The sequence below is a fragment of the Paenibacillus lautus NBRC 15380 genome, assembly GCF_004000945.1.
In the GTDB taxonomy this organism is placed as follows: Bacteria; Bacillota; Bacilli; order Paenibacillales; family Paenibacillaceae; genus Paenibacillus_AQ; species Paenibacillus_AQ lautus.
The window spans coordinates 21681-35715 of sequence record NZ_BIMF01000003.1; the positions used below are offsets into that span (position 1 = coordinate 21681).

The window sequence follows — 14035 nt, forward strand, 5'->3', positions numbered from 1 at the left end:
CCGTTCCTACCGGCCCTTGAGCATGAAATATCAATTTCTTACATCAACGTCTTGCAAAGCGCCAAATGCAACGCAGCTCCTTGATGGTGAGACTCCAGCTGCAGCACCTCACGGAACAGAGTTTCCGCGGACTGCCGGTCACCAAGTCCAAGATGCCCAAGCCCCATCATGTAACGGCAATGAATTTCGTTTCTTCGGTCCAGATCTTCATCAAACACGAGGAAGTCCGGCAGCGAGACGGCAAAGTAATCAATGCTCTGAGGCTCGAATATATGCTTCTCCCCGTAATCGATCAGCTTGTTAAACCGGCTGCGGGCTTCATTCTCCTGGCCCAGCCTCCGCAGCGCGGCCCCTTGATAAAAAATCATGTGCGGCGGCTGATCGTTGTAATACATCGCGCTGGTCGGCTCATCCAGCCCCTCCGAAGCTTTCAGGAAGCACGCCTCCGCCTCTTCGGACAAGCTCAGCCCCTCATATGCGCAGCCCAAGTAATAATCGATGTTATTCTCCTGCGCTCCCGTGAGTTTCCCTTCATTGATGTTGAGCGGATATTGCTTGGCAGCAAGCAGCTGCTCTATAGCATCCTCGTAGCGACGATCCTGAAGCAGCTGCTTCGCTAGCTCAACACGGGCTAATACATACTGGGCCGGCACCTTGCCCTCGCCGCCTTCCCAAGGGTGAAAGTTGCGTTTCAGAATCAATGCCAGCGCCTCCTCATAACGATTCAGCGTATTGTGCAGCGTCAAATATTCCAGATATAAATCATCTCGCTGCTCGACCAGCTCCATGTGCTCCTCCATCGCTTTCAAGCGATCAGCGGGAGCATGACCGAGCTTTGTATACAATTGGTCCAGCTCGTAGAAGACCCTGGCGTCCGCCGGATTCAGCGAGAAGGCTGTTTGCAGGGATGCCAATGCTTTGTCGTGGTCCTGCCTCTTGTTATAGTAAGCGAGCGCCAGATTCCGATGCGGCGTCGCGAAGCTCTCGTCCAGAGCGACCGAAGCTTCCCAGCTGCTTATGGCTTCATCGTAGCGCTTCTTGTCGTACAGCAGATTCCCTAAGTAGTACATCGCCTTCGCATCCTGTGGCTGTACGTCGAGCGCCTGTCTTAACGTCACGTAGTCATGCAGGGAATTCGGGAAACAGTACGACGGATCGGCCTCTGAGGCTAATCGGTAACAAGCGACTGCCTCTTCCGCTCGGTTCATCTTCATTAGAGTACTGCCCTGATAGTAATAAACCATCGGGTAGACGGCAGATGCCGTAAGGCGTTCGATGCGCTCCAGCACATCCAAAGCATCGCCATATTGGCCTGCATCCGCATAGTCCTGAGCCAAGGCGATGTAATTATGCGGATTATCACGCAGGAGCTGGACAAGCGATTCGTAAACATGCCGACTCTTGTCCTCTTGCTTCAAATCTTGATATACGGCTGCCAGCTCGTTCATTGCTCCGGCATCCATAGGATCCAGCTTCAGCGTTTCCTCAAGCCATAACTCCGCATCCGCCAAGCGCCCCAGCTTTCTTAAGACGAAACTCTTGAGATGCCGCGCTTTATAATTACGGTACTGGGCAGCCAAGGACCGTTCGATCAGCTCGAACGCCTCCTCATATTCCTTCTTCTCGCAGGCAATCTGGGCCAAACCCAGATAACCGGCCCCTTGCCAAGCCCCCGACCAGACCGACTTGTACAGATAAGCGTACGCTTCATCCAAACGCCCCTGCCATTTCAAGGCTTTGCCCAAATGATAGAACGGTTCGCTGTCATAGGGCCGGGCATTGTGGCGGGTCAAGGTTTCAATGGCTTTTTTAAAATAAATCTCACTCTGCGTGAAGTACCCTCTGCGCAGCAGGAGCAAACCATAGGCATTGTTCAGCCTTGCGTCACCCGCATCGCGCCGAAGACCTTCTATATAATAGGCTTCCGGTTCATAGGTTGCGTGCCTGTACTGTTCCAGATGCTGCCCTGCCAAGAACAGCGCTTCGGTATTCTTCAGGTCCTCCGGCTTGCCAATCGCCGTGGCCGGATCCGGCGTTCGCTCCAAGGTACGCGGCTTGGGCTGGTAAGCGACCAGCTCTCTGCCGTCCGCAGCGAATACCGCGACCCGTATATCTCCTTCTCTGACATCGGGGTCCAGTTCGATCACGGCCTGGAAGGTATCGACCAGCGACAGCTTGACCTTCCGTTCCAAATAGGTGCGTCCCGCTCCGGTCACCAGGATGCGAGCCCCTTCCCTGACCGAGGTGGCATAGACATGGACAACGGCCTTATGGTCGTGAACTTCGAGATTTACGGCGGCGTCAATGGACGCGTTCTTCACCAGCCCGATGTCTTTATAGGGCATGAAGTACTGCTTGAAGCTTTTCTCCTCATACGGCGCCAGCCAGGTGAAATCGGGCTGGTTATCGGTATACACGCCGGTCATGAGCTCGATGTACGGGCCGTCTTCGTCGGTCAGATTGCGATCCCAGGCTTGGCCGAATTCGCCGTGCCCCCATGTCCACTGTTTTTTGCCGGGAGATATATGTTTATTGGCCACATGCAGAATCCCCGCTTTCAAGCCATGGTCATATCCGCCGACGAAATCATAATCCGAATGATAAGCCATATAGGAAGTCGGAACGGGAATGTTGCGGTACATGGAAATATCGACGCCCGCCGAATAGTCCTGCTTATAATACGTGCCGGTGGCGATCGGAAATTTGGACACGTCCCGTTTCCCATGGTCGAACACCGCATGAACATCCGGCGGAAATACGGACTGGGTATGATCGTTGACCGCTACGGCCGGATTCGCCCACCATAAAAAGGTCTGCGGCTCCGAGGTCCGATTGTACATCTGCGCGTGAATTTCAAGATACGCCTTGCCCGGATACAGCGTGAAGCCCGTAGACACCTTCGTGCCGTACATCCGGTCGATCTCGCCGACCCATACCGTCTTGCTGCCATCCGGGTGATCCGTTAGGCTCCACTCCACCTCGCCATAGGTGTTCGGACGGTGATGCTGAGGCCAGTTAAACTCGATTCCCCCGGATATCCATGGACCCGCAAGGCCAACCAAAGCCGGCTTGATCACTTGATTGTGGTACACAAAATCATAGTTGTTGGTTTTATCGATGGCCCGGTAGATGCGGCCGCCAATCTGCGGCATGATCTGAATCTGCACATAATCATTTTCTAGGAAAATGATCCGGTAGGGCTTTACTACTTTCTCATCGTGAATTTTATCGATGACCGGCAGCGGATAGACACGCCCCGAGCTCCCCTGATATACCCGTTTCTCCAAAAACATCGGGTTCAGGTCCGGCTTCCCCACTTCATACGTGGGAATCTCCACGGTCTCCTCCCGTACGCTCACTTGCAGCTGTTTTGTCATGAGTCGTCATCCCTCCATTGGTATCAGCGTTGGCTGCTTCATGTCTCTATCTTATATGCCCGCCTGCCCGCAGAGCCATTGACGATATCATGCACATGATGGATTATATTCTGATTCTTGAGCGTTTTATAAGGTTGACAAGACTGCCGTCCCGATTCATAGTAAAGCTATGGATACCATACGAAAATCAGACGGATTCGAGTCTCAGAAAATCATTGTCCTCCCGGATCATATTATGAAAGAGGCTGCCCGCCATCCGCTTGTGGAACCGCTGCACGTAACCGACATCGGATACTTTCCGCGCGCGCTGCATCACTACCGGGAACGTCCTGAGGGCAGCGGCGCTTATATCTTAATCTACTGTGTAGAGGGAGAAGGCTGGTACCGGGTGAACGGCGGCAAAACCTATCGGCTTCTGAAAGGACAGGCGGTCGTCCTCCCGCCGGATACGCCGCATGAATATGCTTCATCGGAGTATTATCCCTGGAGCATTTACTGGTGGCATATGAAGGGGGCGCATGCTGGGTTAATGTTCGAGGGCTTTAGCCATTCGGCGGAACCTGCCGTCCTTCCGGTCGACCAGTCAAGGAGCATCGTGGAGCTGTTTCAGGAAAGTTATGAGCTGCTGCAAAAAGGGTATACGCTCAACCATATCATCCATGTCTCGCAGCTCGCCGGCCACTTGGCGGCCGTGATCCGCCTCGCCCGGCTCCAACCGCAGCAGGGGCTTCACCAGCACAATAAACATGACATGGAGCAGACGCTGCTGTACATGACCGAGCATCTGGAGCGCAATGTAAGCCTGAAGGAGTTGGCGGCTAACGCCAATCTGTCTGTTCCGCACTTCACCTTCCGGTTCAAGGAAGCGACGGGCTACTCCCCGATCGATTACTATCTCCGGCTCAAAATCCAGCGGGCCTGCCAGCATCTGGACCTGACCGGCCAGAGCGTCAAGGAGATCAGCCACCGTCTCGGCTTCCAGGATCCCTACTACTTCTCGCGGCTGTTCAAAAAAATCATGGGAAAATCCCCTTCCGAGTACCGAGATACCCGGAAGGGGTAGGTCCCCTTATTTCCTCTTAACAGCAGCGCGTTTCCATAACGTCGCTGCTTGTTCTTTTTTGGCGTCGTTTCCTCGAAGGGACCATGCCCCTGCACTTTCTCCTGAACCCGCTCCTTAATCATTCAATAATGAAAGAATTTGTGCATCTTTCGCCTACAGGCCCGATTTCCATCAGGATACAATGGGAGCTATCAATAGGCGAGAGGTGATTAATCATGAATGCACAAACGGTACAGTCGTCGGACAAGGCCGGACTGTACAAGGGGTTGAAAGCGGTTGCCAAAACATTCAAAGGACGCTGGAACGCGCCGATAGCCGGCTACCTGTTCATCGCCCCCTGGCTGCTGGGCTTTCTCATTTTACAGCTGTGGCCCATTATCCAGTCCTTCTATCTATCCTTCACCGAGTATTCGCTGCTGGAGCCGGCCCGCTGGATCGGGCTCGAGAACTACCAGGATATCGCTCAAGACCGACTCTTCTTCAATTCGCTGAAGGTGACATTTCTGTACGTGATCGCTTCCGTGCCGCTGAAACTGCTGGTCGCGCTGGTTGTAGCCCTGCTGCTGAATCGGAACATCCGGGGCATATCCTTCTACCGGACGATCATTTACCTGCCTTCCCTGATCGGCGGAAGCTTGGCAGTGGCCGTGCTGTGGCGCAATATTTTTGGCCTGAACGGCTTCATTAATCAGCTCGTGATATGGGTCGGAATCGCCCCCAAAAACTGGATCGGCACCCCCTCCACCGCCCTCGGCACCCTGGTGCTGCTGACAGCCTGGCAGTTCGGTTCATCGATGATTATTTTCCTTGCCGGTCTTAAACAAATCCCAAGTGAGCTATATGAGGCTGCCTCCGTGGACGGGGCCTCTCCGCTCCGCAAGTTCATCCGGATTACCCTGCCCATGTTATCCCCGGTCATCCTGTTTAATCTGATCATGGGCATCATCAACGCATTCCAAATGTTCACGTCGGCTTTTGTTGTAACGAATGGCGGACCGGTCAATTCAACCGAGATGTTTGCCCTGTTCCTGTACAACAAAGCCTTCGGATCTCTGCAGATGGGCTATGCCTCGGCCTTGGCCTGGATACTGCTTGTTATTATCGGCATCGCCACGGCGCTTAATTTTATCGCCTCCAAATACTGGGTCTTCTACGAAACCGAAACGGAGGGCCGCAAATGACAGGTGCTCATAAAAAACAAAACTGGCTGGTTCATGTGCTGATGATCGCATTCTGTTTTGTGATGTTTTATCCCGTGCTTTGGTGGATCGGCGCCTCCTTCAAATCGACGCCGGAAATCAGTCTACCCACTCTGTTCCCCAAAGTATGGTTATGGCAAAATTATACGGAAGGCTGGATGGCGCTGCCCAAGTATACATTTACACGCTTCTTTATGAACAGCCTCAAGCTCAACGTGGCGTCCACGATTTTACACGTCATTTCAGCCAGCCTGGTGGCTTTCGGCTTCGCTAGACTGTCCTTTCCGCTGAAGGGGTTATGGTTTTCCATCCTGCTCATGACCCTGATGCTTCCGGGACAGGTCACGCTCATCCCGCAGTATACGATGTTCCATTCCTTCGACTGGATCAATACGTATCTGCCTCTGATTGTCCCGTCAGCCATGGGCGGAGCATTCTTTATTTTCCTGATTGTCCAGTTCATCCGCGGCATTCCGCGGGAGCTCGACGAGTCAGCAAAAATTGACGGCTGCACCTGGTTCGGCATTTATCTGCGCATCATCATGCCGCTGACCCTGCCGGCACTCATCACGGTTACGATTTTCTCGTTTATTTGGGGCTGGGACGAATACTTTGGGCCTCTGATTTATCTGAACACCGTGGACAAGTATACCGTCCCGCTCGCGCTCAGGATGTTCATCGACTCCCAGTCGGCCGTTCCGTGGGGGCAGCTGCTTGCCGTATCCCTGCTCTCCGTTCTGCCGCCGGTGATCATTTTCTTTCTGGCGCAAAAGCATTTCGTGGAAGGGATCGCCACATCCGGGCTGAAAGGTTAAGTATTAGAGCGGTAAACGGATAGCTGTGCCGTGTTATTCCAGCTCTTCTTCAGGTAACGGTCAAGCCGGACAATCGCGATCATCCGGCTTCCGCCATCATGGGCATTGAGGCAGCATCGCGAATGCTGTGTCCTCATGTCTTCCAAAGGAAGGGGAAAACGCATGAATCCGTTTCGCACGTTCCGCATCGATTACGTTTTTTTCTTCAGCTTTGCCGGTTTTATCGCGATCCTCATCACGATTATGATGATTGTCAGCTATCGGTTTTCGGCCGATGAGCAGGCGGACAGCGCCTCCAAGTACCAGCAGGCGGTGCTGCAGCAGCTCAACAAACAGCTTACCGACCAGATGAGCGCTGTGGAGCAAACCTCGCTCGCCGTGTCCATCAACTCGCCTCTGGTCAACTACGTAACGATGAAAGGAGATTATTATGAACGCAAGACGGCCAGGGACGAGCTGAACCGGGATTATTTGGCGCCGATGCTGAACAGCTCGCGCTCGATGTTTTCCTTTCAGATTTATATGAGCGATCCGCTTCAGGTCGATCCCAACGCCAACATTCAGTACCTCCCGCTCGCCTCGGCCAGCCGGGAGAGCTGGTATCCGGCCGTCGACAAATCCGATTTTCTCTGGATCGGCCAGCGGGAGGTCGGTTCGCCGCAGGGAAAGCAGCAGGTGATCAGCTTTGTCCGTAAAATCACCACGCTGGACGGTGTGAATTGGGGAATTCTGATCATCAATGTCCGGGTTAAATTTCTGCGGGAAATTCTGACGGAAGACAACTCCTCGGCCAGCCGGCTGCTGCTCGACTCCGGCGGCCGGATGATCATGCACACCCGGATTGCTCCGCCGCCCGGGGAAATCAATGCCATCCTGGAGCGGGTGAGCGGGGATACCGGCCATGCGCATCAGCTGCTGGCGGCCGCCGGCTCGCTGCCGGAGAAGAACATGCTTACCGTATGGTCCCGGACGTCCCCTGGCAGCTGGATGCTGGTGGAGCTTACGCCCTGGAAGGAAATCACCAGCGGGAGTGTCCGCCTGGCGTGGACAATGGCCGTGGTGGGAGCCGCCGCCATTCTGCTGTCCCTATTCTTCACGTTGTTCCTTTCCCGGAATTTCACGCGGCCGATCCGGAGGCTGGTTCAGCTGATGCAGGCTTTCAATCCAGGGAAGCGCGGGCAGCCGCTGCCGACGGAATACCGCAACGAATTCGGCAGCCTGTTCAGCGGCTACCGCAAGCTCACCGAGCGGATCGAAACGCTGTATCAGTCGCTGGAGCAGCAGTATAAAGCGCAGCGCGAAGCGGAGATTAAGGCGCTTCAAGCGATGATTAACCCTCATTTTCTCTACAACACCCTGGATCAGCTGAACTGGATGGCGCTTGAAGCCGGCCAGGAGAAGATCAGCCGCGTGCTCGAGCTGATGGGGCAGATGTTTCGCATCGGCCTGTCGGGCGGCGAATCCATGATTCCGATTCAGGAAGAGCTTCTGCATGTTAATTGCTATCTGAAAATCCAACAGTTCAAGTGGGGCGAAGGATTGGAATGGCACATCGATTGCCCGAAGGATGTACAGCATCTGATGATTCCAAAGCTGACCTTGCAGCCCTTTGTGGAAAATGCCATTATGCATGGTTTCCATGGCAGACGCCAGGGCCGGATCCATCTGACTTGTGCAGAAGAAGACCGAGGCATCCGGATTTGGATTCGGGACGACGGCATCGGGCTGCGTGAAGACTGGAAAACGCGAAAACGCCATCCAACGGGCGGATACGGCATCCGCAACGTGACGGAACGCATTCAGGTTTATTTCGGCCCGCCCTTTGGCGTTTCGCTTCGCAACCGTACCGATGTGCCAGGCACCGAAGCGGAGATCTATTGGCCAAAGCTGAATCAGCAGCGCAATCACGAAGGGGGAAGAATACATGTGGACCATCGCAATCGTGGATGACGACCGGCAAGTGCTCGGCGGCATGTCTCGGCTGATCCCTTGGGAGCAGCTCGGAGTACGGCCCGCCGGAGAGGCCATGGATGGCGAAGAAGGACTGAGGCTGATTGAAGCAAGCCAACCCGACATCGTCATCACGGATATTTATATGCCGGTCATGAACGGTCTCGACATGATCGAACAGCTCCGTAAGCAGCAGTACACCGGCAAAATCATCATTTTGAGCGGGTACTCGGATTTTGACTACGCTCGTAAAGCGCTGCGGCTACAGGTCGACGATTATTTGCCCAAGCCGGCCTCACCGACCACGATCCGCGAGGTGCTGCAGCGCGTCACCCGCGAGCTTGCGGAGCGCCGGGCTCTCAAAAACAGGGAGCGGGAGCTTCAAAACCAACTCATGGAGTATGAGCCGTATCTGGAAAGGGAATGGGTCAAATCCGTCCTCACCGGAGGGACATCCTCCCCGCTGACGGATCCCTCCCGTATGCTGGAGCGGCTCGGCTGGAAGAATGCCCAATTTATGATGCTGGCCTTGGAAATCAAGCGGCAGGGACGCATGGAAGGCATCTCCGTCCGGGATTGGCACCTGTTCCGTTTCGCCGTAGGCAACACGGTGGAGGAGCTGGCCGGGCAGGACGGGCTGCGCAGCTATTTCCTGGAGCTGCATAGTCACCACATGGCACTGCTGCTGTATAAGCCCCTCTCCTGGCCGACGGAAGCGTTCCGCTCGGAAGTTCTGGCGCTGGCAGGGCGAATCATTTCGTCCGTGCATCGATTCCTCAAGGTCAAGCTGCACATCGGCGCCGGTCTTCGCAAGGACGACTGGCTTGCCATCTCCGACTCCACCGAAGAAGCGTTTCAAGCACTCGCCGAGCGGCGCGAACCGGATGTCGCCTTTCCTTGTGTCTACGTATATAACGAAGGCGGCTACCGGCATACGGCACCCCGGAACGTGCGGCCGGTGCGGTTTTTCCAGGAGATGACCGACGCCGTGCGGACCTTTGACGAGCCCAGAGCGCTGCTGGCGCTGGACGACTTCTTCCGCAAGGACAGCGGCGCGGCTCAGCTCCAGCCCGACGAGCTTGCCGCCATCGGAACGCAGCTGTTCGCCATCCTCTCCTTTACCCTGTACGAGTCCGGCATCCGGCTCGACGATGAACTATCTCTCACGGACTTGACCAAAGAACTGGGGCAATTGGAAGATGCCCGGCAGTGGAAGGCATGGGTAGCGGAAAAAGTGAACCGCATCTGTTCGCGTTACACGCCAAATGAAAACCTCAAGCATAAGGAAACGGTCGATTATATCATCCAATACATTCATGAGCATTACGCCGAGAACATCCATCTTCAGGATGTGGCCGACCAGGTCTATATCTCCAAAAACTATCTCAGCACCTTATTCCGCCAGTTTACAGGTGAAACCTTTGGCGATTATCTGACCAGGGTGCGAATGGAAAAAGCCAAGAGCATGGTTCTCGAGAAAAAGCTGCTGATCGCCGAAATCGCCGAGCGAGTCGGTTATCGGAATGTTCCGTACTTTACCACCCTGTTCAAAAAGCATACCGGACGCAGTCCCACCGAGTTCCACAAAGCTTAAACGGACGGTCCCGTTTACTCCTGGTGACTGAGCATCTCGCCAACCCTTCATTCGATCATCGTAAAATACTGAAATGATTTGTTGATTTGTCCCCTACGAGAAGGACCCAGGACTTGGTACGGTAAAGGAAGAAGATCAGTTACTTAAGGGAGGTTCATTTCCGATGAGAAAATCATGGCACCGTCTCGCCGCCGGCGCTGCGGCCGTGCTGTCACTGTCCCTGGTTCTTTCCGCTTGCAGCGGGATCAAGAAAGAAGAAACCGGATCCGCGGTGTCGGGAGACGGCAAATCCATCACGCTCCGGATCATGTGGTGGGGCTCTCAGGCCCGGCATGACGCAACTTTGAAAGCGCTTGATCTGTACTCTGAAAAGCACCCGGGTATCACGTTCGAACCGGAGTATCAGTCGTTCGACGGGTATCAAGACAAGCTGTCGACCCAGTCCGCGGGGAAAAACACGCCGGATATTTTTCAAATGGATGCTGCCTGGTTCAACGATTGGGCGTCCAGCGGACGGCTGGAGGATCTCTCCTCCATTCCGGCGGACCATATCGATAAGGTGCTGCTCGAGACAGGCACCTACCAGGGCAAGCTGTACGCAATGCCGCTTGGCAACAACGCCTGGGGCATGGTGTACAACAAGACGATGATGGACAGCCTCGGCGTTCAGCCGCCGAAGACATGGGACGAATTTTTTGCCATGGCGCGCGACCTGAAACCGAAGCTGGCCAAGGACCAATACCTCACGCGGGACCTGACCGCGGACGGCGCATTCTACATGTCGTATCAGCTGAGCATGGGCAAAGGTTTCTCCATGAGCAAGGACGGAAAATTCCATTATGACGAGGCTACCTGGAAGGATTGGATGAACAAATGGGCTGAGCTGCGCAAGGACCAACTCGTAACACCCCCTGACGTGACCGTGTCGGATAAAGCGCAGGACGCGCAAATGGACCTGCTCATCCAGGAAAAGATTCTGCTTCGGGGCGCGCATGCCGCGGAATTCGGCGGAACGGATGCCTTAAAACCCGGCGTGATGGCGTTAACGACCCAGCCGAGGGGAACGCAGGCCGGCGGCTGGCTGAAAGCCTCCATGTACTGGAGCGTCAGCCCCAACAGCCAATATAAAGAAGAAGCGAAGGAGTTCATCGACTGGTTTGTCAACAGCGAGGAAGCCGGAGAAATTTTGGGCACTTCGCGGGGGATTCCGGTCAACAAAACCGTAGCCGATGCGCTCCAGCCCAAATTTACGGACGTTGATAAAAGCTCCCTCGGCCTGATCAACGAGGTGTCCAAGGACGGGGCCGCGTTTGACCCGGGCCCAGGGAATAAGGGCGGCTGGGCCAACTTCACGAAGGAATACGACAACATCACGCAGTCGATCATGTTCGGTAAAATCAGCATCGACGAGGGCTGGGACCAGATTGTCAAATTGAGCAAAAGCCTGGAGTAATCCATGCCCACAAGCTGTTGTTTTGTTTGGATAGAACCGCCACGCGGAAGCGGTGGCACCAAAAAGCACCTGAACGTATCGGGTGCTTTTTCTCGTTGATTTTATAGCCCAGCAGAATGCAAAACCAGCCGCATTAAGCAGATACACCCTGATTCGAGCAGGTCGGTAGGCTGTTGATAACAACAAGAAAATCATCATGACGATCGATGCAAAGCTAGAGAGCTATCCAGTAAAGCAAAACCCAGGATAGTAATCACATTTCCTCCCTCCCTTAACTTCATGATGCAATATAATATCATTCATAACATTGAAGTTAACATGGAAGTCAACGGCAAAAAAACGCCGCATTGTCTATTAGACAACACGGCGCTTTCTATTTTAGGATATCTTATCCCTGTTTCTGAATGCGATACACCAAGCTATCGAAATCCCCTCGCAGCGGCAGCTCGATCCCGATGTTCATGAGTGCCCTGCCGCTCCATGTACCTTCAAGCCCCTCGATGCCATACGACTGATCGGCTTGCAGTCCGGTCAGCCGTAGTCTCGGCAGCGGTTCGCCCAGCTTCTGGCTGTGCAGGAACGCAAACAGCACGTTGTCGCTTCCGTCTTCGCTGCCGTACTGCACGGCCGTTACGCCTTTATGCTGTAACGAGGTCAACCGATACTGGCTGCCGAACTGAACCAGATGGCGAATGGATTTATACTGCGCCACATATTCGGCCGATTGCTCAATCAGCTCATCTCTCCATTCATTCAGGTTGGAGCCGATGCCGAGCGTTCCCATCATGGCGCTGTGGAAGCGGTACTTCAGGGATACCTGTCTTTGATTCATCCCTGTCGGCGACTCCGTTACCCAGCAGGTCATCATTCGAGGAGCATAGGTGTACGAGAAGCCCTCCTGAATGCTGAGGCGGTCAAAGGCATCCGTATTATCGCTCGGCCAGGATTGGTCGGCATACCGGAAGATGCCAAGATCGATGCGCGCTCCGCCGCCGGCGCAGGTTTCAAACGCCACATGCGGGAACTTGCGCCGCAGCTCCGCCCAAATCTGGTACAGGCTCTGAACGTGGCGAATCCAGATTTCTTTCTGGCGGTGAAGCGGATGGTCTTTCATGCCGGGTTCGGTCACCGTCCGGTTCATGTCCCATTTAATGAACTTGATGTCATGCTTCTCCAGCAGGTCCGTCATAAACTGCAAAATGTAAGCCTTAACCTCCGGCTTCGAAATGTTCAGCAGCAGCTGATTGCGAAGCTCCGAGCGCTCCCGCGTATCGAAATGGTAGACCCAATCCGGGTGCTCCCGGTACAGGTCGCTGTCCGGATTGACGGCCTCCGGCTCCACCCAGATGCCGAAATCCATGCCCAGCTCATGCACCCGGTTAATCAGCTCGCCGAGACCATTCGGGAACTTCTCCCGGTTCACGAACCAATCGCCAAGACCGGCGCGATCATGGTTGCGTCCGCCGAACCACCCATCGTCCACGACGAACAATTCCACGCCCATGCGCGCGGCTCTCTCGGCCAAAGCCATTTGATCCTTGGCATTGACATCGAAGTACGTCGCTTCCCAAGAGTTATACAGGACCGGTCTCGTATGGCTGCCCGGCAGGAGATCCGAATATTGATAGCGATGCAGCCGCCGGCTCATCCCGCCAAAGCCGCCGCTGCTGTATCCCCCGACAAAGCTTGGCGTATCGAAGGCTTCTCCCGCTCCCAGCACCCACTCGCTGTCGAAATCGTTGATGCCCCCGGTCACCCGGACATGCTCGAACACCGTCCGCTCGGCCGTAATCTTCCAGTTCCCGCTCCAGGCCAGCGCGCCGAACCAGACCTGCCCCGCCGACTCCGTGGCATGTCCGTCATCCATCGCAAACCAAGGGTTGGCGTGGCTGTCCGTAAAGCCCCTGCGGGATTCCAGCACCTTCTTTCCTTCGGTGAGGAAAGTGCTGCGCAGCTGAAATTCGCCGGACCATTTTCCCGTCACGTGCGTGAGACGGTAATCCGCCAGATAGGGGATGACCCATGCCGCGGATTGCGCGTTCTCCAGCACGATGTCCGCCTCGCCGCGGTTGACGATCCGGGCCGAACGTTCGATCAGGTCACACTCAGGAATCGCCCGATAGGACAGCTCCACTTCCAGCGGGTACGCTTCGTCCTTCATGACGATGATCAGCGTCTCCCTGCCTTCCGTCTGCAGCGTGCGGTGTCCGGCATAACGAACCGCCAAGTCGCGCACCCCATCCGGCATGCGGACCTTCAGGCTGGGCTCGCTGTATTTGACGCCGCCCCAGAAGCTGTATTCCTCCACTTCCGAATGGACTTCCGCGTCAAACGAGCTGTGCGATCTCGGCCGCAGCAGCGGCGCAGCGTCTTCGATCGCGACGGGCTCCCCCCAGTAGAGATGCTGCAGATTGCCGCTGTCGTTGATGCCGAACAGATAGGAGCTGTTATCGGTTTGTATCGCAAACACGCGAAACTTCTCTTGGTATTGAATGGTCACAGATATCATCCTTCCGATTCGTGTTGATCTGGTTTTTGCCTGCGCAAGAAAAAAAGGAGGAGTCAAAAGACGAAGCATCTTTTG

Annotated in this window: 9 protein-coding genes; 6 read left to right on the top strand and 3 right to left on the bottom strand. The window is 55.0% G+C overall.

Translation table 11 applies throughout. From position 1 onward, the window contains the following. Positions 1-38: 38 nt before the first annotated feature. Entirely contained in the window at positions 39-3377 is a 3339-nt protein-coding gene (locus PLA01S_RS07135; protein WP_127591157.1) for a DUF5107 domain-containing protein, read from the bottom strand. A 169-nt stretch (positions 3378-3546) separates the two neighbouring features. Between PLA01S_RS07135 and PLA01S_RS07140 the strand changes: the two genes are divergently transcribed. From PLA01S_RS07140 to PLA01S_RS07150, 3 genes are all read left to right on the top strand, one after another. Then, positions 3547-4440, top strand: coding sequence for an AraC family transcriptional regulator (locus PLA01S_RS07140; RefSeq protein ID WP_127591159.1), 894 nt, complete (start codon positions 3547-3549; stop codon positions 4438-4440). 215 nt (positions 4441-4655) lie between these two features. After that, a complete protein-coding gene (locus PLA01S_RS07145) occupies positions 4656-5621 on the top strand; it encodes a carbohydrate ABC transporter permease (protein ID WP_127591162.1) in 966 nt (321 codons plus the stop codon). After that, complete coding sequence (locus PLA01S_RS07150) at positions 5618-6454, top strand: carbohydrate ABC transporter permease (protein ID WP_127591164.1); 837 nt, start codon at positions 5618-5620, stop codon at positions 6452-6454. Before PLA01S_RS07145 ends, PLA01S_RS07150 begins: the two co-directional genes overlap by 4 nt. On the opposite strand, the gene PLA01S_RS31885 is transcribed toward PLA01S_RS07150, so the two are convergent. Beyond that, the gene (locus tag PLA01S_RS31885; protein ID WP_164817350.1) at positions 6451-6591 is read right to left on the bottom strand and encodes a hypothetical protein; all 141 of its coding nucleotides are present in this window, start codon (positions 6589-6591) and stop codon (positions 6451-6453) included. The genes PLA01S_RS07150 and PLA01S_RS31885 overlap by 4 nt on opposite strands. Before the next feature lie 25 nt (positions 6592-6616). On the opposite strand from PLA01S_RS31885, the gene PLA01S_RS07155 reads away from it, so the two are divergent. The 3 genes from PLA01S_RS07155 (at position 6617) to PLA01S_RS07165 (ending at position 11451) form a co-directional block, all read left to right on the top strand. Then, positions 6617-8404, top strand: coding sequence for a cache domain-containing sensor histidine kinase (locus PLA01S_RS07155; RefSeq protein ID WP_127591166.1), 1788 nt, complete (start codon positions 6617-6619; stop codon positions 8402-8404). Beyond that, complete coding sequence (locus PLA01S_RS07160) at positions 8379-9998, top strand: response regulator transcription factor (RefSeq protein ID WP_127591168.1); 1620 nt, start codon at positions 8379-8381, stop codon at positions 9996-9998. The genes PLA01S_RS07155 and PLA01S_RS07160 overlap by 26 nt, the downstream gene beginning before the upstream one ends. Before the next feature lie 163 nt (positions 9999-10161). Further along, positions 10162-11451: an ABC transporter substrate-binding protein gene (locus PLA01S_RS07165; protein ID WP_127591170.1), complete on the top strand. Its 1290-nt coding sequence runs from the start codon at positions 10162-10164 to the stop codon at positions 11449-11451. A gap of 388 nt (positions 11452-11839) precedes the next feature. Here the strand turns inward: PLA01S_RS07165 and PLA01S_RS07170 are convergent, their stop codons facing one another. Beyond that, on the bottom strand, positions 11840-13960 hold the full coding sequence (locus tag PLA01S_RS07170) for an alpha-galactosidase (protein WP_164817382.1): 2121 nt from the start codon (positions 13958-13960) through the stop codon (positions 11840-11842). Positions 13961-14035 lie beyond the last annotated feature (75 nt).